The organism is Bartonella sp. AP40SXNS (assembly GCF_042195825.1).
In the GTDB taxonomy this organism is placed as follows: Bacteria; Pseudomonadota; Alphaproteobacteria; order Rhizobiales; family Rhizobiaceae; genus Bartonella.
The window spans coordinates 126,339-151,741 of the sequence record NZ_JBHIPB010000002.1; the positions used below are offsets into that span (position 1 = coordinate 126,339).

General features: G+C 37.3%; 18 protein-coding genes. 16 read left to right on the top strand and 2 right to left on the bottom strand.

Translation table 11 applies throughout. From position 1 onward, the window contains the following. The first annotated feature begins 2 nt into the window (after positions 1-2). The 3 genes from ACFILZ_RS01805 to ACFILZ_RS01815 are packed head-to-tail and all read left to right on the top strand — an operon-like array spanning position 3 to position 2,805. On the top strand, positions 3-905 hold the full coding sequence (locus tag ACFILZ_RS01805; RefSeq protein WP_375606315.1) for a hemin ABC transporter substrate-binding protein: 903 nt from the start codon (positions 3-5) through the stop codon (positions 903-905). Between the two features lie 5 nt (positions 906-910). Further along, positions 911-2,008, top strand: a complete 1,098-nt coding sequence (locus ACFILZ_RS01810; protein WP_375610140.1) for a FecCD family ABC transporter permease — start codon at positions 911-913, stop codon at positions 2,006-2,008. Continuing rightward, a complete protein-coding gene (locus ACFILZ_RS01815) occupies positions 2,005-2,805 on the top strand; it encodes a heme ABC transporter ATP-binding protein (RefSeq protein WP_375610139.1) in 801 nt (266 codons plus the stop codon). Before ACFILZ_RS01810 ends, ACFILZ_RS01815 begins: the two co-directional genes overlap by 4 nt. 1,144 nt (positions 2,806-3,949) lie before the next feature. Here the strand turns inward: ACFILZ_RS01815 and ACFILZ_RS01820 are convergent. Then, a complete protein-coding gene (locus tag ACFILZ_RS01820) occupies positions 3,950-4,924 on the bottom strand; it encodes a phage tail protein (RefSeq protein ID WP_375610138.1) in 975 nt (324 codons plus the stop codon). 1,865 nt (positions 4,925-6,789) lie between these two features. Between ACFILZ_RS01820 and thiC the strand changes: the two genes are divergently transcribed. From thiC to ACFILZ_RS01865, 9 genes are all read left to right on the top strand, one after another. Next, complete coding sequence (thiC, locus tag ACFILZ_RS01825; RefSeq protein WP_375610137.1) at positions 6,790-8,625, top strand: phosphomethylpyrimidine synthase ThiC; 1,836 nt, start codon at positions 6,790-6,792, stop codon at positions 8,623-8,625. Beyond that, complete coding sequence (locus tag ACFILZ_RS01830; RefSeq protein WP_375606320.1) at positions 8,622-9,572, top strand: FAD-dependent oxidoreductase; 951 nt, start codon at positions 8,622-8,624, stop codon at positions 9,570-9,572. The genes thiC and ACFILZ_RS01830 overlap by 4 nt, the downstream gene beginning before the upstream one ends. Before the next feature lie 3 nt (positions 9,573-9,575). Then, the gene (gene thiS / locus ACFILZ_RS01835; RefSeq protein WP_375610136.1) at positions 9,576-9,773 is read left to right on the top strand and encodes a sulfur carrier protein ThiS; all 198 of its coding nucleotides are present in this window, start codon (positions 9,576-9,578) and stop codon (positions 9,771-9,773) included. Between the two features lie 2 nt (positions 9,774-9,775). After that, positions 9,776-10,549 (top strand): thiazole synthase, encoded by a 774-nt coding sequence (locus ACFILZ_RS01840; RefSeq protein WP_375606322.1) that lies wholly within the window; start codon positions 9,776-9,778, stop codon positions 10,547-10,549. Further along, positions 10,546-11,151, top strand: coding sequence for a thiamine phosphate synthase (locus ACFILZ_RS01845; RefSeq protein WP_375610135.1), 606 nt, complete (start codon positions 10,546-10,548; stop codon positions 11,149-11,151). The genes ACFILZ_RS01840 and ACFILZ_RS01845 overlap by 4 nt, the downstream gene beginning before the upstream one ends. Beyond that, the gene (locus ACFILZ_RS01850) at positions 11,142-11,900 is read left to right on the top strand and encodes a hydroxymethylpyrimidine/phosphomethylpyrimidine kinase (RefSeq protein ID WP_375606476.1); all 759 of its coding nucleotides are present in this window, start codon (positions 11,142-11,144) and stop codon (positions 11,898-11,900) included. The genes ACFILZ_RS01845 and ACFILZ_RS01850 overlap by 10 nt, the downstream gene beginning before the upstream one ends. Positions 11,901-12,346: 446 nt before the next feature. Continuing rightward, positions 12,347-13,174: a uracil-DNA glycosylase family protein gene (locus tag ACFILZ_RS01855; protein WP_375610134.1), complete on the top strand. Its 828-nt coding sequence runs from the start codon at positions 12,347-12,349 to the stop codon at positions 13,172-13,174. Between the two features lie 73 nt (positions 13,175-13,247). Beyond that, positions 13,248-15,878, top strand: coding sequence for an aminopeptidase N (gene pepN, locus ACFILZ_RS01860; protein WP_375610133.1), 2,631 nt, complete (start codon positions 13,248-13,250; stop codon positions 15,876-15,878). A gap of 287 nt (positions 15,879-16,165) precedes the next feature. Then, on the top strand, positions 16,166-18,487 hold the full coding sequence (locus ACFILZ_RS01865) for an ATP-binding protein (RefSeq protein WP_375606326.1): 2,322 nt from the start codon (positions 16,166-16,168) through the stop codon (positions 18,485-18,487). Here ACFILZ_RS01865 and ACFILZ_RS01870 read toward each other — a convergent pair. Further along, positions 18,484-19,005 (bottom strand): methylated-DNA--[protein]-cysteine S-methyltransferase, encoded by a 522-nt coding sequence (locus ACFILZ_RS01870; RefSeq protein WP_375606327.1) that lies wholly within the window; start codon positions 19,003-19,005, stop codon positions 18,484-18,486. The genes ACFILZ_RS01865 and ACFILZ_RS01870 overlap by 4 nt on opposite strands. A 443-nt stretch (positions 19,006-19,448) precedes the next feature. Here ACFILZ_RS01870 and ACFILZ_RS01875 point away from each other — a divergent pair, with 443 nt between their 5' ends. From ACFILZ_RS01875 to ACFILZ_RS01890, 4 genes are all read left to right on the top strand, one after another. Further along, entirely contained in the window at positions 19,449-19,640 is a 192-nt protein-coding gene (locus ACFILZ_RS01875; protein ID WP_375610132.1) for a hypothetical protein, read from the top strand. 175 nt (positions 19,641-19,815) lie between these two features. After that, a complete protein-coding gene (gene carB, locus ACFILZ_RS01880; protein WP_375610131.1) occupies positions 19,816-23,301 on the top strand; it encodes a carbamoyl-phosphate synthase large subunit in 3,486 nt (1,161 codons plus the stop codon). 247 nt (positions 23,302-23,548) lie between these two features. After that, positions 23,549-23,758, top strand: coding sequence for a cold-shock protein (locus tag ACFILZ_RS01885; protein WP_012754908.1), 210 nt, complete (start codon positions 23,549-23,551; stop codon positions 23,756-23,758). A 318-nt stretch (positions 23,759-24,076) separates the two neighbouring features. After that, entirely contained in the window at positions 24,077-25,279 is a 1,203-nt protein-coding gene (locus ACFILZ_RS01890) for a pyridoxal phosphate-dependent aminotransferase (protein WP_375610130.1), read from the top strand. The last annotated feature ends 124 nt before the right edge of the window (positions 25,280-25,403 follow it).

Consider the following 25,403-nt stretch of genomic DNA (forward strand, 5'->3'; position numbering starts at 1 on the left):
ACATGTTCATATCTCTTTTACATAGGTTATCAAACCTTTTTCTTATGTGTTTACTGCTCTCTCTTACTTGTTTTTCTAAACAAGTGATTGCTGAACCTGCAACGCGTTTTCCTGAAAATGCTCGAATTGTTTCTATCGGCGGAGCACTTACAGAAATTGTCTATGCATTGGGAGCCCAAGATCAACTTGTCGCCCGTGATAGTACAAGCGTCTACCCACAAGAAGCGCTCAAGCTTCCTGTGCTAGGATATATGCGTGCTCTTTCACCTGAGGGGGTTTTATCACTTGCTCCAGAGGGTATATTGCTTGTTGAAGGAAGTGGTCCCGCTTCAACAATTGATATTCTCAAAAAAACATCGATACCTCTGGTGATCATACCAGAAGACTACTCCCGTGAAAATGTGATAGAAAAGATTCGCCTCGTTGGTCAAGCCATTCATCGGGAAGTGCAAGCCGCAGCGTTAATTGAGAAATTGAAGCGTAATTTTTTAGACAACGATGCGCTTTTGGCGAAAGTAACAACACCAAAGCGTGTTCTTTTTGTTTTCTCTGTGCAAAATGGACGCGTCATGGCATCTGGAACAGGTACTGCAGCTGATAGTATGATCAAACTTTCAGGCGCTATCAATGCTATCACCGATTATAAAGGATATAAACTTCTCAACGGCGAAGCATTATTGAAATCAGATCCTGATGTTATTTTGCTTGTAAAACATGGTGCAAGATCAACCAGCATTGATAAGATTTTAGCCATACCGGCAATTCAAGCAACAACTGCAGCGAAAAATCATGCCATAAAACAGATGGATGCTATGTATTTTTTGGGATTTGGTCCACGTACTGCAGACGCATCAAGAGAGCTTATTGAGATACTTTATGGTGCACATCAAAACGGTAAGAGCTGATAAAAATGGTAGACGGTACATCCAGGATGCATTTACCTAAAGAAAAAGAAGGTAAAAAAATAAACCGTTCAAAGCAGGGGAAGATTTTATTATTAAGCTTAATAATATTCCTTATTTTCAGTATTTTTGGTGGGCTCTTGAATGGTGCAGCAAAGGTTTCTTTCGTTGATCTCCTCCATGTGATGCTTACACAAGATTTTTCGGTAAGTAGTAAAACGCGTGATTACCTCGTGCTCATCGACATAAGGCTTCCCCGTGTTATCTTGGGATTATTGATTGGAGCAGCTTTAGCTGTCTCCGGTGTTCTTATGCAAGGGCTTTTTCGTAATCCTCTTGCAGATCCCGGAATTGTAGGTGTATCAGCAGGTGCTGGACTTGGAGCAGTCTTAGCAATTGTTGTCGGCATTGCTTTTCCTGTTTCATTTGCACCTTTTCTAGAGCCTTATAAAGTTATCATAGGTGCTTTTTTTGGTGGACTTTTATCAACGATTATTCTCTACATAATAGCAACACATAACAGCTTTACCTCTATTGCAACCATGCTGCTTGCTGGTATTGCTCTTGGTGCATTAAGTAGTGCTGTTGTCGGAACATTGATTTTTGTCGCAAATGACCAACAACTGCGTGATATCACTTTTTGGAGTCTGGGCTCTCTTGCGGGCGCTACATGGTTGAAAGTATGGCTCGTTCTCCCTTTTATCGTTATTGGTCTTCTTTTCTCTCCCTTTTTATCACGAGCACTTAATGCCCTTGCTCTTGGAGAAGCTGTTGCTGGCCATATTGGTTTCCATATTCAACGCGTCAAAAATATTTCTATTCCCCTTGTTGCTCTTATGTGTGGTAGTGCTGTTGCTGTCAGTGGTGGTATTGGTTTTATTGGTATTATTGTTCCTCATATTTTACGTCAGCTCATAGGTCCTGATCATCGCTATCTCATTCCTTGCTCTGCTCTCTTGGGAGCAGCATTACTTATTTTTGCTGATATGTTTGCACGCTTAATTGTTGCCCCCGCAGAATTGCCGATTGGGATTGTAACAGCACTTTTTGGTGCACCTTTCTTTCTATGGATCCTTATATGCAAACGAGGAACAGACTTTTCATGATTGAAGCGACAAATATTTGTGTTCAGCGCGGAAAAAAACAGATTCTTAAACACATTAATCTTCAAGCTAAAAGTGGTGCTTTTACCATTATTATTGGCCCTAATGGATCAGGAAAAAGTACTTTTATCAAAGCTCTGAGTGGTGAAATTCCTTACAGTGGAAAAATAACTTTAAATGGTTATAATGTATGCCAAACAAAAACTCATGTAATGGCAAAAATGCGCGCTGTACTACCACAATCAACAACGCTCGTATTTCCGTTCTTAGTCCATGAAGTTGTAGGGCTTGGCCTTTCTGTAAACCAATTTAGCACTGCCAAAGCCGAATTGCAAAATCTTATCCAGAAAGCTTTAGATCGCGTTGACCTTTCTGATTATGGTAACCTATATTATCACCAATTATCAGGTGGAGAACAAGCGCGCGTACAACTTGCTCGTGTTCTTTGCCAAATCTGGAAACCTGTTCATAATGGGGTTCCTCGCTGGATGATATTAGATGAACCTATTGCTAGCCTCGATATTCAACATCAAATCATCGTTATGGATATTGCTAAACAATTTGCTCATTCTGGTGGCGGCGTTCTCGCTGTTCTTCATGATCTCAATCTTGCAGCACATTATGCAGATAGCATGATCTTGCTAAAAGAAGGAGAGATTTATTGCGAAGGAAATGCGACTAATGTTTTGACAACACAAAATCTCCGCGATGTTTATCATTGTTCCTTAAACGTTTCTGAATTACCTAAAGAAGATATCCCATTTATACTCCCTCAAACAGCATCCTCTTATGAGATTTAGATCCTAAAGCAGTCAGCTTCAATCTAAAAATTAATGTACCTAGCACAATAAAGTACGCAAATATTCAAGATTCTATTTTATTTTTAATGAACTCCTTTCTATCATCTAACGTCTTCCGCTCGCATCAAAGATATTTTTGGAAAAGACTATCTGTTTAAAATCTTTCAAGATTTTACGTACTAAAAATATTTGAGATTTTGTTTTGCTATCATACTTTTATATAATGCAAGTTTATACGACATAAATATGTATTTTCCTCGCTATTTCTATCACTCTTGTCTTTAATAAAAATGATCCAGAAATACATACAAATACCTTTGTCATAATAATTACATGGATTATTTATATTTTCTAGGGACTAGATAAAAATTAAGTACCTCTTAACAATCTGTAAAAGATTTATTTGTTGCTTTAACGGCGTTATTTTTTCTCATAACATATATGCTTTTTCTTTATCTTTTTTTATATTGATTCTTTATCTATCTCTGTAGTCAATAAAAACATTAAATATAATCATATTTTTATTTTTCTTCCTCTATTAGAAAAATTGTTTATTGGTACATCAAAAGAATTAAACTATTGAATAAAATATTTAAAATAAATTCAATAACGCTTCTTGTCGTCCCCTTAACGCAAAAAAAATGCGTAATATAGAGATGAAAAGAAAGTATAACGATAATTTCACTCAAGGAGTATACAATTTACAAATATAACCTACATCATAGCATTGCAAAGAAATAAAATTGATAAAAAGATGAGAAATCTCTTTATGAGATCAATTCGCTGATACAAAGATATACTGTTTTTGTAATAAAACGCTACAAATGTTGCACTTTTTCATGCCTCAGATTGAGTAATTGTATCACTTTAGCCCCTATCAAAACACCTGATGAAAAGATATATCTCCAGATCATTTAATGGCAAATTTAAAATAATTTTTACATATTTTCTCTTCATAATCATACAATTATAATAAATTATATCCTTAACTCTTCCCTCCAATCATTTAAAATTATTTTTTAACTCTCTCAAGTATTGTATAAAGAGTATAGATTTCCTCTTCACATACATAAAAAATAACGCGGAATTGCTCCGCGTTAACAAAATTATCAAAGTGTATAGATTATTTATGAGCAGATCATACTCATGATTTTATAGCATAGACAACAGTTGCATTAACAGGGCGCGTTTCTGTTTCACCCGTATGGGAAAGAGTGATCTTGTGTGTATGTGCACCAGCAGAAGCTGTTGTCCCTTTCAGGGTCGCATTATAGGTATAATGATTTGGTAGTCTTCCAATATCACCAACGGGCCATCCTACTGTTTTATACTCAAAACTGTGTGCATGCTCGCCTGCTTCTTCAATGGTCCCAATATGCGTATGCGATCTTATGCTATCTTGTTGTTTATCTGCAAATTTTCTACCACCATCTAAACCACGGCCATCATCAAAGCCGCGTAAAAACATACCTCTAAAATCAGGAACTTTAAAAGTTCCATAGCTGTTTTTCCCCCATTTATCACCTATTGCCTTGAATAACTGCGGATAATCCTCACACTTATAGGACTTACCATCACATAAAAGCCAACCATTTGGCACACTTTGCATAGCAAATGTTGCAATGAATCCAGCAGGAAAATTTTCTATTTTTGGTGGTGTAGGATTTAATAAATACCACCCTTCATGCTCTTTTATTAAAACACCATTATTATATACCATTTCATAAATGCCACCTCTTTGCAGCTCTCCCCCTTCTAAGGGGATAACCCCCACATCAGTGGCTTTATAGATAAGCTTTTCTCCTATATTATTAACAGTTATTGTCGTCGTGCCAATATTTGTGCCACGAGCTTTAAAACGTATGATGATATCATTGTTGTATTTCTTTATTGGTGAAACTGTCTTTAAGGTAATTAATGTTGTTTTATCTTCCGCATTTACCATAAAGCTTGAGTCAATAGATCCACCATTATCTGCAAGATATTCTCGTACGCGCTGCATCATCGCCCGTGCACTATCATTAACAGAACTAGGCGGCTGTCCTTCTGCCCAATTAATGATACTATCTGAATAAGCATTTTCATCAGCCTTTAGAGACCAATCGTAAATATTAGACATTTTAAACCCCCATTATTTTCATAGTTTTTCTAACAACTTCTCGTTCTGTGCACTAAAATGTGCTGCCGCTGTTGATTGATACATCATAACCACTGCACCATCCTTATTTACGCATTTTATCTCTCTTCACTCCTTCCAATTTTATAACCTAAATTCACCAGACGCTTTTCATAACATTAGTATGAATGCTTTCTCTTCTAATGTATAATGTAACCACCTCATCTGATGTTACTTAATATCTTGTTTTGTTGTTTTGCTGTTGTTATATAATTATTTTTTAAATCTTGCATCTTGTTGCAAAATTTATAAATATTATTCAAATTTTTCCTTATTATGGATTTCATATAACCATTACTGAATGTAATAACTTATCATCCACATAGAAAGTTTCTGACTTAAACATTATCTTTTTTTATTTTTTTCAATAGTTTAAATCTATCTCGTCGATATTTTATACCATATATTTTAAACAAAGAAATTCTATCTTTTGGCTATCATTTGTATTAAAACTTTAAAAATTAGCTTCAAATTTTTTACATGCTTCATTATCTTTTTATTCACACGCAGATACTTTGTTCTATTTTATTCAATTTATTTCTGAAATTGTGTCACAAGATTAGCACCAATGTTTTTTTGAATAAGCTTTTATTCAATCTAAATGTATCATAGAAAATATATTCAATATGGACACTTGCTCCACACTTTCATTAAACTGGAAATAAAATACTTTGAAATATCAAATATCACACACCTTCACAAAATTTGAAGGTTGTATCCGATCCGGAAAAAATTAAAAAGCATAACCTAGCCCCTCCCCCAATCTTTATGAACAATATCCTTGTTTTTTAAACGCCCCATAACCAATTTTTCCCCTCCCACACTTAGCACATCTCCCTCTATATATTATTATATGTATATGTTTTTTGCAAGAGCAATAAATCATTCTAAACAACATCTTGCAATTATTGGTGTTCTTCTTAATTCAAGACAATATTATTTTTAATAATAAAGATTAGGTATTGTTTCCCGCTTTTGTTTATCGCATTCTTAATGGAAACATCCCCCTCATGAAGAATAGAATACCCCAAACAAAATATAATGATATTGCATATTACGCACTTTTTAAGAAATATTGCTCAAAATATACTCCTTTCATTTTACGACAGCGCACGTCAATGATACAATAGCAAGCCATTATAGATCATCAGCTTTAAGCTTTTGAAGATACAAGTGGAATCCATCATACATTTTGTTGACCTCCACTTTTTGACAGCCTCACATCTTAGAATGTTCATTAAATGACATTTGGCTTCCTTTCTTCAAGTGTTTTGCCCCATACGCTCCCACTTATGACATGCAAGGAAGTGTTTTTATATGAAAAGATATATGATGAGAGAATCTTATGGTATTCTGAGTTATTATTTTAATATGAAAAAAATCTCAATCAGAGCCATAAACTATCTACTTTTTCTCTGATAATCCGCTTTTAACTTTATTCTGGTTTATAAAAGCTTCAATATCATAGTTTATCACTTCATAATATTTATTTTCACTCTTAAAAACACACCAAAATCGTTTAAAATATATTTTTATGATTGACAATATAGATATTTAAGCCAACCATATTCGTATTAACAAAAATACTTCAAGTGGGAGGAGGCATGCAAATATTAGAATAGATATTGTATCAGTTTTTCAAAATAACTTTTCTTGAGCTGTATTGGGTTTTCTTTGCTACAAAGCAATACTTACCCCTATTCATCCGAATGCTCGTGATTGATAATTTGAATACATCTCCATTAACATCGTAACTCCATTAACATCGCAACCTATTTTTGAACTCCGTGTCTATAAGGAAAAAGTTTGTGCAGAAAAATACTCCATCAATTAGTTGTAACCCCTTTCCCGCTTCACGCAAAATTTATCAACAGAGCCTTCTCTTTTCTGATGTGCGCGTACCATTGCGTGAAATTTCACTGGCTGATGGCAGTGGTGAAAAACCTTTAAACGTCTACGATACTTCTGGCCCCTACACAGATAAAGATATGATCATTGATATTACAAAAGGCCTTCCAGCAATTAGCTTGCCTTGGCTCTCTAAGCGGGATGATACTGAAACTTATCCTGCACGATTAGTTAAACCTGAAGATAATGGATTGACTTCTGATAAAAACCTTACACCAGCCTTTAAGCAAAAACGTTCTATTTTACGAGCAAAAAATGGCAAAGCAATTACACAAATGGCTTACGCACGCGCAGGCATTATTACCGAAGAAATGGAATATGTGGCTATACGAGAAAATGAAGGATTAGCAGTAGAAGAGCGGCAAAATGTACCATCAAATGAAACATTTTCTGGATCAATACCTGAAACTTATACTGCGGAATTTGTTCGCAATGAAATTGCTTGTGGACGCGCCATTATTCCACAAAACATTAATCATCCAGAGTGCGAACCTATGATTATTGGACGTAATTTTCGTGTTAAAATTAATGCCAATATTGGAAATTCAGCAGTAACTTCATCTATGGAAGAAGAAGTTGATAAAATGGTTTGGGCCATTCGCTGGGGAGCAGATACAGTTATGGATCTTTCTACAGGACGAAATATTCACAATATTCGTGAATGGATTATCCGAAATTCTCCTGTGCCCATCGGAACAGTTCCTCTTTATCAAGCACTCGAAAAAGTACAGGGTATTGCCGAAAACTTAACATGGGATATTTTTCGTGATACCCTTATTGAGCAAGCAGAACAAGGTGTTGATTATTTTACCATTCATGCAGGATTAAGACTACCTTTTATCCCTTTGACCGTTGATCGGGTAACAGGTATTGTTTCACGAGGTGGTTCTATTATGGCAAAATGGTGTTTGCATCATCATAAAGAAAGTTTTCTCTATGAACATTTTGATGAAATTTGTGATATTGCACGCACGTATGACATCTCTCTTTCATTGGGGGATGGATTGCGTCCTGGCTCTATTGCCGATGCCAATGACGAGGCCCAATTTGCAGAGCTTAAAACCTTGGGAGAATTGACAAAAGTTGCTTGGAAAAAAGATGTACAAGTTATGATTGAAGGCCCTGGGCATGTCCCAATGCACAAAATTAAAGAAAATATGGAGCAACAATTAGATCTTTGTCATGAGGCGCCTTTTTATACTTTAGGACCTCTTACAACGGACATTGCTCCGGGTTATGATCATATTACATCAGCAATTGGTGCCGCTATGATTGGATGGTTTGGAACTGCTATGTTGTGTTATGTAACACCTAAAGAACACCTAGGACTCCCCGATAGGAATGACGTAAAAACTGGTGTGATTACTTATAAAATTGCTGCTCATGCCGCAGACCTTGCCAAAGGTTTGCCGAGAGCACAATTGCGCGATAATGCTCTTTCGCGTGCACGATTTGATTTTAGATGGCATGATCAATTTAACCTTTCTCTTGATCCAGAAACAGCCTGTGCCTTTCATGATGAGACAATGCCTAAAGATGCCCATAAATTGGTGCATTTTTGTTCCATGTGTGGACCAAAATTCTGTTCTATGCGTATTTCCCATGATATTCGTGATGCTGCAGCACTCAAAAAAACAAAAGGTGAAGGTATGATTGCTATGGCTGAAAAATATCAAAAAAGTGGTGATCTTTATATGGAAATTGTTCCTCCTCAAAAAAAGAAAGTAAACAGTTGAAGAACATTCTTATCAAAGGTGCAGGTGTAGGCGGCTTAACAGTTGCCTTTATGTTACAGCAAAAAGGTGCTTCTGTTACTGTATCAGCCCCCCCTCATTCACCTATAGGAAGTGCTAGTTGGTATGCAGGAGGAATGCTCGCACCTTACTGTGAAAGAGAAAATGCGGAACAGATTGTTGAAGATCTTGGTGTACAAGCTATACAATGGTGGCGTAAAACGCTCCCCAACCTTGTCATACAAAAAGGCACTTTAGTAGTTGCACCTACACGAGATAGAGGAGAGCTTGAACGATTTTTTATGCGTACGCATAATCACAAAACCATAGATAATACAGAAATAGCTCATCTTGAACCAGATCTTGCGGAACGTTTTAACTGTGCACTCTTTTATGAAAATGAAGCCCATATTGATCCTCGCAAAGCACTTATGGCTTTAAAAGAAAAGCTTCTCAACAATGGAGCCTGTTTTGTTGATGTAGAGAAGGCTGAAAAAAATTTTGATATTGTTATTGATGCGACAGGAATAGGACGTTTAGGAAAAGATAAAAATATACGGGGTGTACGTGGTGAAATGCTACTCTTGCGGAGTACAGAAATTAAAATTTCCCGCCCAATTCGTCTTCTTCATCCACGATTTCCACTTTATGTTGTTCCACGACAGAATGATATTTTCATGATTGGCGCAACGATGATTGAAAGTGACTTTGATGGTGCAATCTCTGTAAGATCAATGATGGAATTGCTCAACGCGGCCTATACATTGCACCCTGCTTTTGCCGAAGCAGAAATTGTTGAATCCGGCATTGGTATTCGTCCAGCTTATCCTGATAACTTCCCTTCTGTATGCAAATATGGTAACCATATCTCTATTAATGGATTTTATAGACATGGTTTTCTTTTGTCTCCAGAAATGGCAAAACGAGCGGTGAAATTGGCATTGGAATAAAACATGCAAATATTTGTTAATGGTGAAACACTTCAAACAGAAGCTCCTTTTCTTAGTCTCTTGCTTGTGGAATTGGGGTATGAAGGAAATTGGCTAGCAATTGCTGTGAATTCCGAAGTTGTTCCTGTAGATGCGCGTGACCAATTTATTTTGCATGAAGGAGATAAAGTGGAAATTTTAAGCCCAATGCAAGGTGGTTAATTATGTTGAATCTTTATGGACGACAATTCACCTCTCGTCTTATGTTAGGTACAGCGCAATATCCTTCTCCTGTCATCCTTCGTGATGCTATTCATAAATCCAATACAGAAATTGTAACCGTTTCATTACGTCGAGAAAGCGCAGGTGGAAAACAAGGAGGGCAGTTTTGGCAATTTCTTCAAGATCTTGGGGTAACAGTGCTTCCTAATACTGCTGGTTGTTATACTGTTAAAGAGGCCGTAACCACAGCGCAATTAGCAAGAGATCTTTTTAAAACAGCTTGGATTAAACTCGAAATTATCGGTAATTCAGACACCTTACAGCCAAATATTTTTTCCTTAATCGAAGCTGCTCAAATTTTAAACAATGAAGGTTTCAAAATTTTTGCCTATACAACGGATGATCTCATTGTTGCTGAAAAACTTTTCGACATTGGTTGCCGTGTTATTATGCCTTGGTGTGCTCCTATTGGTTCTGCCAAAGGACCTCATAATACTGATGGATTGCGTTCTATCCGTGCTTACCTTCCTGATGCTACTCTTGTTATTGATGCCGGCATTGGACGCCCATCCCATGCCGCCATTGCGATGGAACTAGGTTATGATGCAGTACTGCTTAATACCGCAGTTGCTAAAGCAGCTGATCCTGTTTTGATGGCTGAGGCCTTTTCCAAAGCTATTCAGGCAGGGCGTATGGGGTATAAAGCTGGCATGATCGAAGCACGCAATGTAGCAGTCCCTTCAACACCAATCATTGGAAAAGCGGTATTTTCATGAAACTGGATCCTTTTTACCTCATCGTTGATAACGCTGATTGGATTGAACGTTTGCTTCCTCTTGGTATCAAGCTCGTACAATTGCGTATGAAACATGAAAATCAACAAATAATCCGTCAACATATTAAGCGTGCAAAAAACATATGCAATAAATTGGGAACACAATTAATTATTAATGATCATTGGGAAATAGCAATTGATGAAAAGTGTAATTTTATTCATCTGGGACAAGAAGACCTGAGCAATGCTGATCTTCACGCAATTCGTAAAAGTGGTATAAAAGTTGGTCTTAGTACACATGATGAACATGAATTGGATATCGCACTCTCTGCTAATCCTGAGTATATTGCACTTGGTCCTATTTATCCGACAATCTTAAAAAAAATGAAATGGATGCCACAAGGACTAGAGAAAATCAAACAATGGAGAAAACGGATTGGTGCTTTACCTTTAGTGGGTATTGGTGGGTTAACACCAGAACGTGCAGTTAGTGTTTTAAATGCAGGAGCAAATAGTGCTGCTGTTGTGACTGATATTATCCTCCATAAAAAACCTGAAGAGCGTGTACAGCAGTGGATAAAAGTGACACAAACATGGCGTTGATACCTTCCATTCTTATTGTTGCAGGCACTGATCCAACAGGAGGTGCCGGTATTGTTCGTGATATAGAAACCTCTGCACATTTTCAAATAAAAGCAAATTTAGCAATTACTTGTGTTAACGTACAAGATGATAATCGCGTTGTCGAAATCATTCCAATGTGTGGAGACCTCGTCGCTGCGCAAATGCGTGCTGCTCTAGAAGCAAATCCAATAAGCGCAATAAAAATTGGTATGACGGGGACAAAAGCAATTATAGCAGCAATCTGTAACGTACTCAAAGACTATCCCCATGTTCCAGTTGTTTTGGACCCTGTACTTGTCGCTTCATCAGGAGGAAAACTAATAACAGAAACAATCATCGACACTATGATCGATAAACTGCTTCCTCATGTTGATCTTTTAACACCGAATAGAGAAGAACTCGCTCTTCTTAGCCAAAGTCCATTGGCATCTAATGATAAGCAAGCAATACAACAAGCAAAAAAACTTTTGTCATTGGGAGCTCGCTCTATCTTAGTAAAAGGCGGACATGCGGAGGGTCCTCTTGCAATTGATAGCTTCATTGACAAAATTGAAGTCATCAATATTTCTACTCCACGTTTAAAAGGAACAATGCGTGGAACAGGTTGCATTCTATCAAGCGCTATTGCAGCGCATTTGGCACTCAATGAACCTCTCATTTCAGCTGTAAAAAAAGCAAAAGAATATATCCACACATTGCTTTTAACCCATTGTGAAAACTGTTTGTAACGTCTTAGTGTTTTCTCATATAAAAGTAATAATTATATATTTCAATTAATATATTTAATTTATTTAATAAAAGCTATTAAATAAATATAATAATAAAAAATTATACTTAATTTTTTAAATAAAATACTACAAAATTCACTTTCACTAAGTATTAAATATAGAATATAATGATAAAAAATATTATCACGCCACTTGCTTTCAGTAAAAAATTCTTTTATTATGAGTGAGTTTATTTTGTTTAAAAAGTTAAAATAGCGCAATTTAAACAAATTATACATTTAAAGATACATATAATCGCGAAAACTCGCATTTTACGATTTGCCTTTTTTGTGAAAAGAGAGAATCCTATCAGCATTCTTATACATTAATGGCTAGCGAATACGTTTATAAAACTTGAAGGATAATTTTGTTTGATCTATAGTGCCTAGATCATTAGAAAAAGTAAAATGTTAAATCAAACGCCGTACTCGATTTCCTATGAAGAACTCTTAAACTTTTATAAAGAAAGTGGTGCGGATGCCGTTCTGACAGACTTCCCTATTGATCGTTTTAAGCAGTCTGCTTGTTCAGAGAGAAAATTAACGCCTGTTGTTAACATTTCTGGTAATCAACAAACATCTCCAAGCGTAAAATTAGATAATCATCCACTGTATAATTCTAGTCCTATACAAAACGAATCCGCTGCTATAGAGAGTGCAAAAAGTGCAAAGACACTTGATGAATTAAAATCTGCCCTCCTTGCATTTAATGGCTGTTCACTAAAATTGACAGCAAAAAATACCTGTTTTTCAGATGGAACAGCAGGAAGTCCCCTAATGCTCATAGGTGAAGCACCAGGACGAGAAGAGGATATACAAGGAATTCCTTTTGTGGGAAAAGCAGGGATGTTACTTAATAAAATTCTCGCATCAATTGGCTTAGCAAGAAATAATGTTTACATTGCCAACACTATTCCTTGGCGTCCACCAGGAAATCGTACACCAACACCAAGAGAAGTGGCATTGTGCCGCCCTTTTATTGAACGACACATTTATTTAGCACGTCCTCGTGTTCTTATAGCACTGGGAGGCGTTGCTGCACAGTTTCTTACCGGATCTCAAAATGGAATTATCCGAACAAGAGGGAAATGGCATATCTATGAAAGCGAAGATAATATAAAAATACCTGTTATGCCAACTTTCCACCCAGCTTACCTTCTTAGAACCCCTAGTCAAAAGAAGCTTACATGGATAGACTTCTTAGAAGTAAAAAATCGCCTCGACAGCCTTTTGTAATTCTTTAATCCTATCTTGCTTCTAAAATTAAAACACCCTTCTTTAACTCTTAAAATACTAATGGGAAAAAACTATGAAACAGCCAATAACATCTATTTATCGTTTGGAAGATTACCAACCAACTCCTTACGCTATCCCTAAAACACACCTTTCTTTCCAATTGGCACCAACAAAAACCTATGTTACAGCCATATTGTTTATTGAGCCCCGTCACGATACAAAAGAATTAACACCTCTCGTTCTTTCTGGTGATGATCTTACTTTAATTTCCGTTTCTATTAATGATGAGATATTAGCCCCAAACACTTATAGAGTGACGCCTTCACGTTTAGAAATTACAACGCCACCAACGGCTCCTTTTACTTTGAAAATGGTCACGGAACTGAATCCAGAAAGCAATCGCCAACTTATGGGGCTTTATCTTTCAAATGGTGTTTATTGCACACAATGCGAATCGGAAGGTTTTCGTCGTATTACTTATTTTTACGACCGCCCAGATGTTCTTTCTACCTATAGAGTGAAAATTGAAGCAGATTCCCAAACACTCCCAATCTTGCTTTCAAATGGTAATCTAGTGGAAACAGGAACTTTAGAGAATAATCGTCATTTTGCTATTTGGGAAGATCCTTATCCCAAACCATCTTATCTCTTTGCTTTAGTAGGTGGAGATCTTGATAAGTTAGAAGATCATTTTACAACTGTATCTGGACGACGTATCGAGCTTGGTATCTATGTAGAAAAAGGAAAAACCGAACGTGCAACCTATGCAATGGATTCTCTTAAACGTTCCATGCGTTGGGATGAACAATGTTTCGGCCGCGAATATGATCTTGATGTTTTCAATATTGTTGCTGTATCCGACTTTAACATGGGAGCAATGGAAAACAAAGGCCTTAACGTTTTTAATGACAAATATGTTCTTGTCGACCCTGAAACAGCAACCGATCAGGATTATAGAAATGTTGAACGTGTCATTGCCCATGAATATTTCCATAATTGGAGCGGTAATCGTGTTACCTGTCGCGATTGGTTTCAACTCTGTTTAAAAGAAGGATTCACTGTTTATCGTGATCAGGAATTTTCATCAGATCAAAATGTACGCAGCCTACAGCGAATTGAAAATGTAAAAGCATTAAAAGCGACGCAATTTGCAGAAGATGCAGGACCTCTTGCGCATCCTGTACGTCCTCGTCAATATAGCCAAATTAACAATTTTTACACCACAACTGTTTATGAAAAAGGTGCTGAAGTTGTTCGCATGATACAAACTATTTTAGGTCCTATTCTGTTTCGTAAAGGCACTGATCTTTATTTTCAACGTCATGATGGACAAGCTTGTACAATTGAAGATTTTATTGCCTGTTTTGCTGAAGTGTCTGGTCAAGACTTCTCTCAATTCATGCTATGGTATGAACAGGCAGGAACACCCAATGTAGAAATCGATAGTCATTATAGCGATGGTGTTTTAACGATTCATGCAAAGCAACATATTCCAGCAACCCCACAACAAAATACAAAAAAGCCCATGCTTATCCCCATCGTATTTGGCTTGTTAGGACTTAACGGAGAAAACCTCACCTATGAAGCAGATACAGATATTCAATCAGACGTTATGCTTTTATCCAAGGAAAGCCAAACGTTTACATTAAAGGGACTGCGTGAAAAACCCGTTTTATCACTGCTGCGAGACTTTTCTGCACCAATCATTCTACACACGCCATTTAATGAAAGTGAACTTATTTTTCTTGCACAACATGATGACAATCACCTTAATCGCTGGCAATCTCTTAATCATTTAATGACGCAAGCTTTGCTTCAAAGCATTCAAGATAAAACACAAGCAGCAAAAGAAACAATCTCCTCTGCTTTGCTAAACCTGATTGAAACAATCATAACAGATGAAACCTTAGAGCCTGAATTTCGTGCCTTCTGTTTAAATTTACCTAGTGAAGTTGAGCTTGCTCATACAATCGGTAAAAATATTGATCCAGATCGTATTCATTACGTGCGCAATCAGTTTCTCGCTTCACTTGCACAAACACATCAAAAACTCTTAACAAAATTTTATGAACAAATGCAAACCCAAGAACCCTATTCACCAGACACTGTACAAGCCGGAAAGCGAGCATTCAAGAACATACTATTGGATTATCTTTCCATTTCTGAGAACAATCCAAATCGTGCGGCAACACAGTATGCAACAGCTGATAATATGACTGACCGAATGGCGAGTATTGCTGTTCTCGTGAAGCGTTTTAATGAAAGTGAGCAGGCACAAAATGCCTTAAATGATTTTGAAAACCGCTATCGACATGACCCTTTGGTTATGGATAAATGGTTTTCTATTCAAGCAATGGTTGCTGGCACATCAACACTCGAAAATGTTCAAAAGCTCATGCAACACCCGCTATTTTCAAAGGATAATCCTAATCGTGTACGATCTCTGATCGGTATCTTTGCCTCTAACAACCTAACAGGCTTTAACAGAGTTGATGGTGCCTCCTATGATTTTCTTTGCCAAATCATTTTAGAAATTGACAAAAAAAATCCACAGCTTGCTTCACGATTATTAACAACTTTGCGCTCTTGGCGACAATTAGAACCCATTCGGCAACAAAAACTTGAAACGGCATTAAAAACGATTGCTGCCGCACCAAAATTATCAAGCGATGTTTCTGATATCATCAATCGTCTACTCACTTGAAACAAAAAAACATTTTAAATCAATATACTATAATATTTTTAAAAATAAACTCTACAAGCTACTTTGATCATCATTAAACCTATAAACAGGCAATCTAAGCCTGTTTATAGGCCATGTTTAAAATGCCTTTTCCTTTTCATATTCCAAATTCATAAAAGTAAAATACTTTTTTTAAAAAAAGACTGGACAGAAGACTCCTGTTTTGATTCATTGCACTCTCATGGGGTTATTAATGAATATCGAAGCAGTTTTTAAATCACATTATTCCGGAATTAAAGGAACAAGAGATGGCTAAATTGGACGCATATAATGCGCCAACGGAGATATATGCTGATTCAAAATCGAGCGCTCAAAGCCATAAAGCGCAGACAAAGCGTATTCATCTGTTTTCTGGCTCTACCTATCAAAAGCTTCTCTTTATTGAACCTTGGTTGCGACGCTCACTTCCATTTGTCATTGTGGCATTTCTTATTGCGCTTGCAGCAATCCGTTTCGTATCAATCTATGATTGGCGCAACACAATTGATAAAAACACGCATTCTACCATCACTCTCTTAGCTTCTCATATTACCAATACAATCGACCGTGACTTACTTGCCGCCACTCGACAAGGAAAAGCTGCTGCTCTTTCTCATAATCATTTACAAAATATCCTAACCAATTTTCGTAACAAAGGTTTTATAAAAACCAGCGCTGTTATTGCTATTGTCGATCAAAAAGGCAATGTCCTAGCTTCATCAAGTTCTGAGATTGTCTTAGGAAAACCCTTACAGGATTTTACCTCTGAAAGCATTACTTTACAAGCTCTAGGAAAACATGCTGGAATCATGAAAATTACAATAGAAAAAGATATTCCTGCTCTTGCTTCCTTTGAGCAAACAGAAAATGGACAATATGGGGTATTCATCAGTGAAAAAATGCAACATATTTATATGGAATGGCGGAAAGCTCTCTCGTTAAATATAACCATGTTCATTGGAACTAGTGGCGTTATCCTCGCTCTTCTTTATGCTTATTATAACCAAATTGTACGAGCACGCAAAACAGATCTTGTTTCAGAAAAAATTCAAAACCGTATTGATATGGCAATGATGCGTGGACGCTGTGGACTATGGGATTGGAATATGGCCAGTGGGCGCGTCTACTGGTCACGAGCAATGTACGAAATGCTCGGCTATGTCCCTCAAGATGCATTGCTCTCAATTTCCCAAATTAGCGCCATTATCAATCCAAATGATGCGAATTTTTTTGACCTTGCTCAGGAATTAATGAGCGGCAAAAAAAAGCATATCGATATTAACGTTCCTATGCGTCATGCTGATGGTCATTATGTATGGATGCGCATTCGTGCCGAAGTGACTGAAGAAGAAGAACCCCATTTGGTTGGTATTTCCTTCGATATTAGTGAACAGCAACAATTGGCTGAACAAACGGCACAAGCCGACCTTCGTATTCGTGACGCGATTGAAAACATTTCAGAATCTTTCGTCTTGTGGGATGCTGAAGGACGTTTAGTCATGTCCAACAGCAAATTTTGCGAATATGCCGCTATTCCTAAACAAATTCTCCAATCAGGTATCCAACGTGCAACCGTCGAAGCCATGGCACGCCCTGCTCTTAGTGAATATCCCCTTAAAGATGATGGTACTGGTAACTTAACCAGTATTCGCCAAACGGCAGATGGTTGTTGGCTCAAAATTAACGAACGACGAACCCAAGATGGAGGATTGGTTTGTATTGGTACTGACATTTCTGAGCTTAAACAACAACAGGAAAAATTTGAAGACAGCGAAAGGCGTCTTTTTTCTTTCATTCAAGAACTCAAACGTGCGAGAGGGAGTGCTCAACAACGCGCAACAGAAGTTGAAAAACTTAATAAAAGTCTGAAAGCAGAAAAAGAACGCGCCGAAAGTGCTAATAAGGCTAAATCAGAATTTTTAGCCAATATGTCTCATGAATTGCGCACTCCACTAAATGCTATTCTCGGCTTTTCAGATATTATGTTACAATCAACCTTTGGCCCTCTTGGTTCACAACGCTATAAAGAATATATGCATGATATTTATAATTCAGGAACCCATCTTCTAACCCTTATCAATGACATCCTTGATATGTCAAAAATCGAAGCTGGAAGATTTACGCTTGATTGTAAAAATACCGATCTTGAACCTATCATTAGTGAAGCAGTACGAACACTAACGCCTCAGGCTCAAGAAAAAAATATTGCTGTTACAACAAACATTACCCCTGAACTTCATGCTGAAGTTGATGGTCGTGCAATGAAACAGATTTTCCTTAATCTCATCTCTAATGCCGTTAAATTCACTCCTTCTGGCGGAAATATTGATGTCTGCGCTTTCAAGAAAAAAAATAATCTTATTTTTAAAATTACAGATACAGGTGTTGGTATTCCACAATCAGCAATTAAAAAACTTGGACAACCCTTTGAACAAGTTGAAAATCAACTTACTAAATCTCATACGGGCTCAGGTCTTGGCTTAGCCATTTCACGCTCCTTGCTAGAACTCCACAAGGGAAAACTTGAAATTACTTCAAAAGAAATGAAAGGAACAACTGTAACGATTATAATGCCCATCACACAAAGTTAAATTTCTCCATTTTGTTCTCGTTGTAGTAAAATCTGTTTCCGTTTGTCCCCCCAACGATACCCTGAAATAAAACCATTTTTACGCACAACACGATGACACGGAATGATAACAGCCAATTCGTTACGTGCACAGGCATTAGCAACGGCACGAAAAGCATTCGGCATACCAATACGGCATGCTAAAACCTCATATGAAATTGTTTCACCACATGGTATATCACATAATACTGCCCATACTTGTCGTTGAAAAACTGTACCATTTATATCTAAGGGAAAATTATATTTTTTTACCAGCTTAGGTGTTTCTATCATGGCTATAATATGGGCAACTTCTCTCTTAAATGTATTGTCACCTACAACTTGTTGTGCATCACCAAATCGTAGCGTAAACTCCTGTAGTAATTGCTCTATAGTGTCTCCTAACGCACTATGACAAATCCCTTTTTGAGACCTAGCCACCAAAAGCTTTCCTATTGATACATCTTTCAGACAAAATCTCGTTTGGGAAATGCTCGGCATTTTATCCTTCTTTATATTTTAAAAAGTTTTGAACATCACCATAAAGTAAAGGGAGAGTATTCACTCTCTTTTAAAAACAAACAAAATCATTCTGAAATTATCTCCTTAGCCATTGTATTAAAATACACTCTCACCCTTTTATGAAACGGACACATCTATAGATTGACGTTCCCTACCCTAAAACGGAAACTTCGACCAGAGCCGATTTATCAACAATCTTATTGTTTATTTAACAGATTCCAACTGAAACCATTTTATATGGTTTATTTCATAAGCTCTCTACAGACAAATTTGGTCCTGAATTTTATCATACGCTCTAACAAAAAGCACCTTAATGTGGTAAATTTTCATACCTTATATCACAGCTCTAAACAGCAGTATTTTACGGAACAACACGATAAGTTTCCCATTTCATTGTACGAAATCCCATCAAACCATAAATAATGGCTTATGTTTTACAAGCAATAGAAAAAGCGCGGGGTCTCTTAGGCAAACAACGTCATAAAACACAAAATATGCAAGCAATGTATTGGGAAGATGTTCCGACTTTTTATGCTCGACGTATGATTGAATATTCTAATTTGTTGGAGCACTGTTATTATTTTTTATTAAAGGTCATACTTTTGATAGACTGACGAGATGACTCAACTCAAAAAAGAAATTTATCTTAAATTTTATGAAAAAAAGCATGGAAAAGATATTTTAATGCTTACTTTCTTTGTCACTTAACTTATAAAATGACTGTAGCTTCAAAACTGAAATATTTTGCCTGCAACAATCGCACATAGATATTTGTCATAGGAAAAAGTCATGCCCAAACGCACAGATATAAAATCTATTCTTATCATCGGAGCAGGACCTATTATCATTGGTCAGGCATGTGAATTTGATTATTCTGGTACTCAAGCCTGTAAAGCATTAAAAGAAGAAGGTTACCGAATTATTTTGGTCAATTCTAATCCTGCCACGATTATGACAGATCCAGATCTAGCTGATGCAACTTATATAGAGCCCATTACGCCTGAAATCGTTGCCAAAATTATTGCCCATGAACGTCCCGATGCCCTTTTACCCACTATGGGAGGACAAACAGCCCTCAATACTGCTTTATCATTAAAGCGTATGGGTATTTTAGACCGCTATCATGTTGAAATGATAGGAGCCAATGCTGATGCTATTGATAAAGCTGAAGATCGTGCTTTATTCCGCCAAGCGATGGCAAAAATCGGTTTGGAAACGCCACGCTCTATGTTAGCCAATGCAACAGAACTGAAAGAAGAAAATCGCCAACAACACGCAAAAACGTGTGCTGAACTTAAAGCAAAGCTTTCTGGTACCGCGCTTGACAAAGCACTCGAAGAACTTGAGCGCAACTGGCGACATACCGAAGCTGATCGCAAACAACATTATATCGCTCATGCAACAGCAAAAGCAGTTCAAGCTCTTGATGTTGTTGGGCTTCCAGCTATTATTCGTCCTTCATTTACCCTTGGTGGAACTGGTGGTGGAATCGCTTATAACCGCTCTGAATTCTATGAAATTATTGAACGTGGGCTTGAAGCTTCACCAACAACAGAAGTATTAATTGAAGAAAGTGTTTTAGGGTGGAAAGAATATGAGATGGAAGTTGTTCGTGATAAGAACGACAATTGTATCATCGTTTGTTCTATCGAAAACATTGATCCAATGGGGGTTCATACCGGTGATTCGATCACTGTAGCACCTGCTCTCACCTTAACCGATAAAGAATATCAATGTATGCGTAATGCTTCGATTGCTGTTTTGCGTGAAATTGGCGTTGAAACGGGGGGATCCAATGTACAGTTTGCTGTCAATCCTGAAAATGGGCGCCTCATTGTTATTGAAATGAATCCGCGTGTTTCTCGCTCTTCAGCGCTTGCTTCAAAAGCAACGGGGTTTCCCATTGCCAAAGTAGCGGCTAAACTGGCTGTTGGTTATACACTTGATGAATTAAAAAATGATATCACGGGCGGTGCAACACCAGCATCATTTGAACCTTCTATTGACTATATTGTGACAAAAATTCCTCGTTTTGCGTTCGAAAAATTTCCCGGTTCATCACCTGTCCTCACAACTGCGATGAAATCTGTAGGAGAAGTCATGGCAATTGGACGCACTTTTCAAGAATCGTTACAAAAAGCACTCCGTGGACTTGAAACAGGGCTTACGGGTCTTGATGAAATTGTGATTCCAGAGCATGCTGAAGGTGATGAAAAAAGTTCTATACGCTCAGCCATTGCCATACCAAGCCCTGATCGTCTACGCTATATTGCTCAAGCTATGCGCACAGGCTTACCTTTAAATGAGATTCACCAAATTAGCAAAATTGATCCGTGGTTTTTAGAACAAATAGCCTCCATCATTGAAATGGAGCAGCGTATCCGCATTCATGGATTACCCCAAGATGCAGATAATTTACGTATGTTAAAAGCTATGGGCTTTTCAGATGCGCGATTAGCCTCCCTTATCGGACAAGAAACCGATTATATCGCAGCTTTGCGTAAATCACTGAATGTTAAACACATCTTCAAACGGATTGATACTTGTGCCGCTGAATTTTCTTCTCCTACAGCCTATATGTATTCAACATATGAAGTTCCCTTTGCAGGTGTAGAGCACTCGGAAGCACACGTTTCTGAACGCAAAAAAATTGCTATTTTAGGCGGTGGACCAAACCGCATTGGGCAAGGTATTGAATTTGATTACTGTTGCTGCCACGCTGCTTTTGCACTGCGTGATGCAGGATTTGAAGCGATTATGATTAACTGTAATCCTGAAACAGTTTCAACCGACTATGATACCTCTGATCGCCTTTACTTTGAATCTTTAACAACAGAAGACGTTATCGCTATTTTAGAAGCAGAACAGGAAAAAGGAGATTTGGTTGGAGTCATCGTCCAATTTGGCGGACAAACACCCTTGAAATTGGCAAGCGCTCTAGAAAAACACAACATCCCCATCCTAGGTACTTCACCTGACGCTATCGACTTAGCTGAAGATAGAGATCGCTTTCAAAAACTGTTATTTAAACTTAATTTAACACAACCTCAAAATGGTATTGCCCACTCCATCGAACAAGCACGCCTCATTGCCCACGAACTAGGCTTCCCCTTGGTTGTACGTCCATCTTATGTTTTAGGAGGACGTGCTATGCAAATTATTCGTGATGAGCGTAGCTTACAAAATTATTTACTTGAGAGTGTCCCTGAATTAATTTCAGAAGATATCAAAGTCCGTTATCCTAACGACACAACAGGACAAATCAATATATTGCTTGGTAAAAATCCGCTTCTTTTTGATACCTATTTAACAGAAGCAATTGAAGTAGATGTTGATTGTCTCTGTGATGGCAAAGAAACACTAATCGTTGGTATTATGGAACACATTGAAGAAGCTGGTATCCACTCTGGTGATTCAGCATGTTCTTTACCAGTCCATACGCTCTCAAATAAAATAGTTACTGAATTAGAGCGCCAAACCAAAGCATTAGCACAAGCACTTCATGTTCGCGGTTTAATGAATGTACAATATGCTATAAAAGATGACACCATTTATGTCTTAGAAGTCAATCCCCGTGCTTCACGTACTGTTCCATTTGTTGCAAAAACGATTGGTCGCCCTATTGCTAAAATGGCTGCACGTATTATGGCAGGAGAAACGCTTCATGATGCTCTTCAAGCTTATGGTGGATTACCTTCTTTGCAGGAAAAACAACATATTGCTGTCAAGGAAGCAGTGTTTCCTTTTGCTCGTTTTTCAGGTGTTGATACACTTCTTGGTCCAGAAATGCGCTCAACCGGTGAAGTTATGGGTCTTGACTATGAGTTTTCGCTTGCTTTTGCTAAAGCCCAACTTGGAGCTGGTGTAAAACTCCCTAAAGAGGGAACTTTGTTCGTTTCTGTAAGGGATGAAGATAAAAAACGCATCTTAAATCCTGTAAAACGTTTAACTGAGCTTGGCTTTTCTGTTGTCGCCACAAGTGGAACACAAAAATTTCTCACCGAACACCACGTTGAAGCAAAAAAAATCAACAAAGTTCTAGAGGGACACCCCCATATTGAAGATGCTATTCGTAATCGCCAAATTCAATTGATTTTTAATACAACTAGCACTGCCAGTGCCATCTCAGACTCAAAATCATTACGTTATGCAGCACTCATGCAAAATGTTCCCTATTATACAACAATAGCTGGAGCCGAAGCCGTCGTAGAAGCGATCAAAGCACTCAAAAAAAGGCACCTTGAGGTACGTTCACTACAAAGTTATTTTAGTTGAATTTTTTTCTACTTAGTAAAATGTACACTATTTTCTTATTTTTTCTTTATATAAAAATTGATTAAGACTTGCTTTTTGTTCTAAAAACTTTTATAGAGGTTTCATCGAATTTTCGGTTACGTGACTTTCTTTCCTGTGCAATCTGCACTTTCGACGAAACTTCTCCCACCTAATTTCGATCTACAGCCGTATTGAAGGGATAAAAGCTTCAATGCTCAATATAATTATATATTCTAAGGAGTTTCCTATGTCTACAGGAACAGTTAAGTGGTTTAATACAACAAAAGGTTTCGGATTCATTCAGCCTAGTGATGGTAGTGCAGATGTATTTGTACACATTTCTGCCGTCGAGCGTTCAGGTCTAAACAGTCTTAATGAAGGGCAAAAAATCTCTTATGATGTTCTTCAAGATCGTCGTTCAGGAAAATTTGCCGCTGGTAACCTTGCAGCACTTTAAAGTTTAAATTCTGCAATATTTTATTTAGAAATCTTCGTCTGTAACGACGAAGATTTTTTATTTTGTATAAAACATTATTTTACCTTGTTAAAATAAAAGACTGCTTATCTCCTTTGTACAATTTATCAAACCTCCTCTATCTTTCCTTATAAATCTTTCATAAAACCTAAGAAGAAATGACCTTGCAAAAATCTCAAAAAAGAAGAATATAAAGCCTATGTAAGAGTATTGTGGAAGTTTTTTATTGCATACAATATAATCTCTTATAAAATATTCTTAAAGCAATAATCATTTGATATAATATAAGGATTTTAAATTATGGCTTTTATTGCCGACAAACTGTCTCGTATCAAACCTTCTGCAACAATTGCTGCTTCTCAAAAAGCCCGTCATTTAAAAGCATTAGGGCGAAATGTTATTGCTTTAAGTGCTGGAGAGCCAGACTTTGATACCCCAGACAACATCAAAAACGCGGCTATTGAAGCTATTCGAAGGGGAGAAACAAAATACCCTCCCATATCTGGAATTCCAGAATTGCGCCAAGCAATTTCTGCAAAATTTAAAAGAGAAAATAACCTTCTTTACCAACCAGAACAAATTATTGTTGGTACCGGTGGAAAACAAATTCTCTTTAATGCATTTATGGCAACTTTGAATAGAGGAGATGAAGTCATCATTCCATCTCCTTATTGGGTTAGTTATCCAGAAATGGTCACACTTAACGATGGTACGCCTGTCTTTTTAGAAACAAAAGCGGAATTTTCTTATAAACTCCAACCACAAGAGCTAGAAGCTGCCATTACCCCAAAAACCAAATGGTTTATCTTTAACTCTCCTTCAAATCCATCAGGTGCCGCTTATACATATAATGAACTGAAAAAACTCACCGATGTTTTAGTAAAATATCCTCATGTATATATTCTCACTGACGATATATATGAACATCTCACGTATGAGGGTTTTACCTTTGTTACTCCAGCTCAAGTAGAACCAGCGCTTTATGATCGCACACTCACAATGAATGGTGTTTCTAAAGCTTATGCGATGACGGGCTGGAGAATCGGTTATGCAGGCGGACCACAAGAACTCATTAAAGCTATGGATACCATTCAAGGCCAGCAAACATCTGGCACGAGTGTTATTTCACAATGGGCTGCAGTTGAAGCTCTCAATGGACCACAAGACTTTATCACTAAAAATAAAAGTATTTTTCAAGCACGCCGTGATCTCGTTGTTTCCATGTTAAACCAAGCTCCTGGCATTCACTGTCCAACGCCCGAAGGTGCTTTTTATGTTTATCCTTCTTGCAAAGGACTTATTGGTAAGAAAACACCTAACGGTCAATGTATTATGAATGATGAAGACTTTGTCATAGCGCTTCTAGAAACAGAGGCTGTTGCTGTCGTCCAAGGGTCTGCTTTTGGACTTGGATTAACTTTTCGTATTTCTTATGCAACATCAGAAAAACTGCTTGAAGAAGCTTGCTTACGTATCCAGCGCTTTTGCAACAGTTTAACTTAAAATTTTTAACATCATCTCTTGTGATTGTTTTTTTGCCGAATGTTAGTATATCCGAGAAAATACCAGAAACTGCGTCATGGTCTAAATCTATCGATTCAGCAAAAATATCTATGAATAAACACAA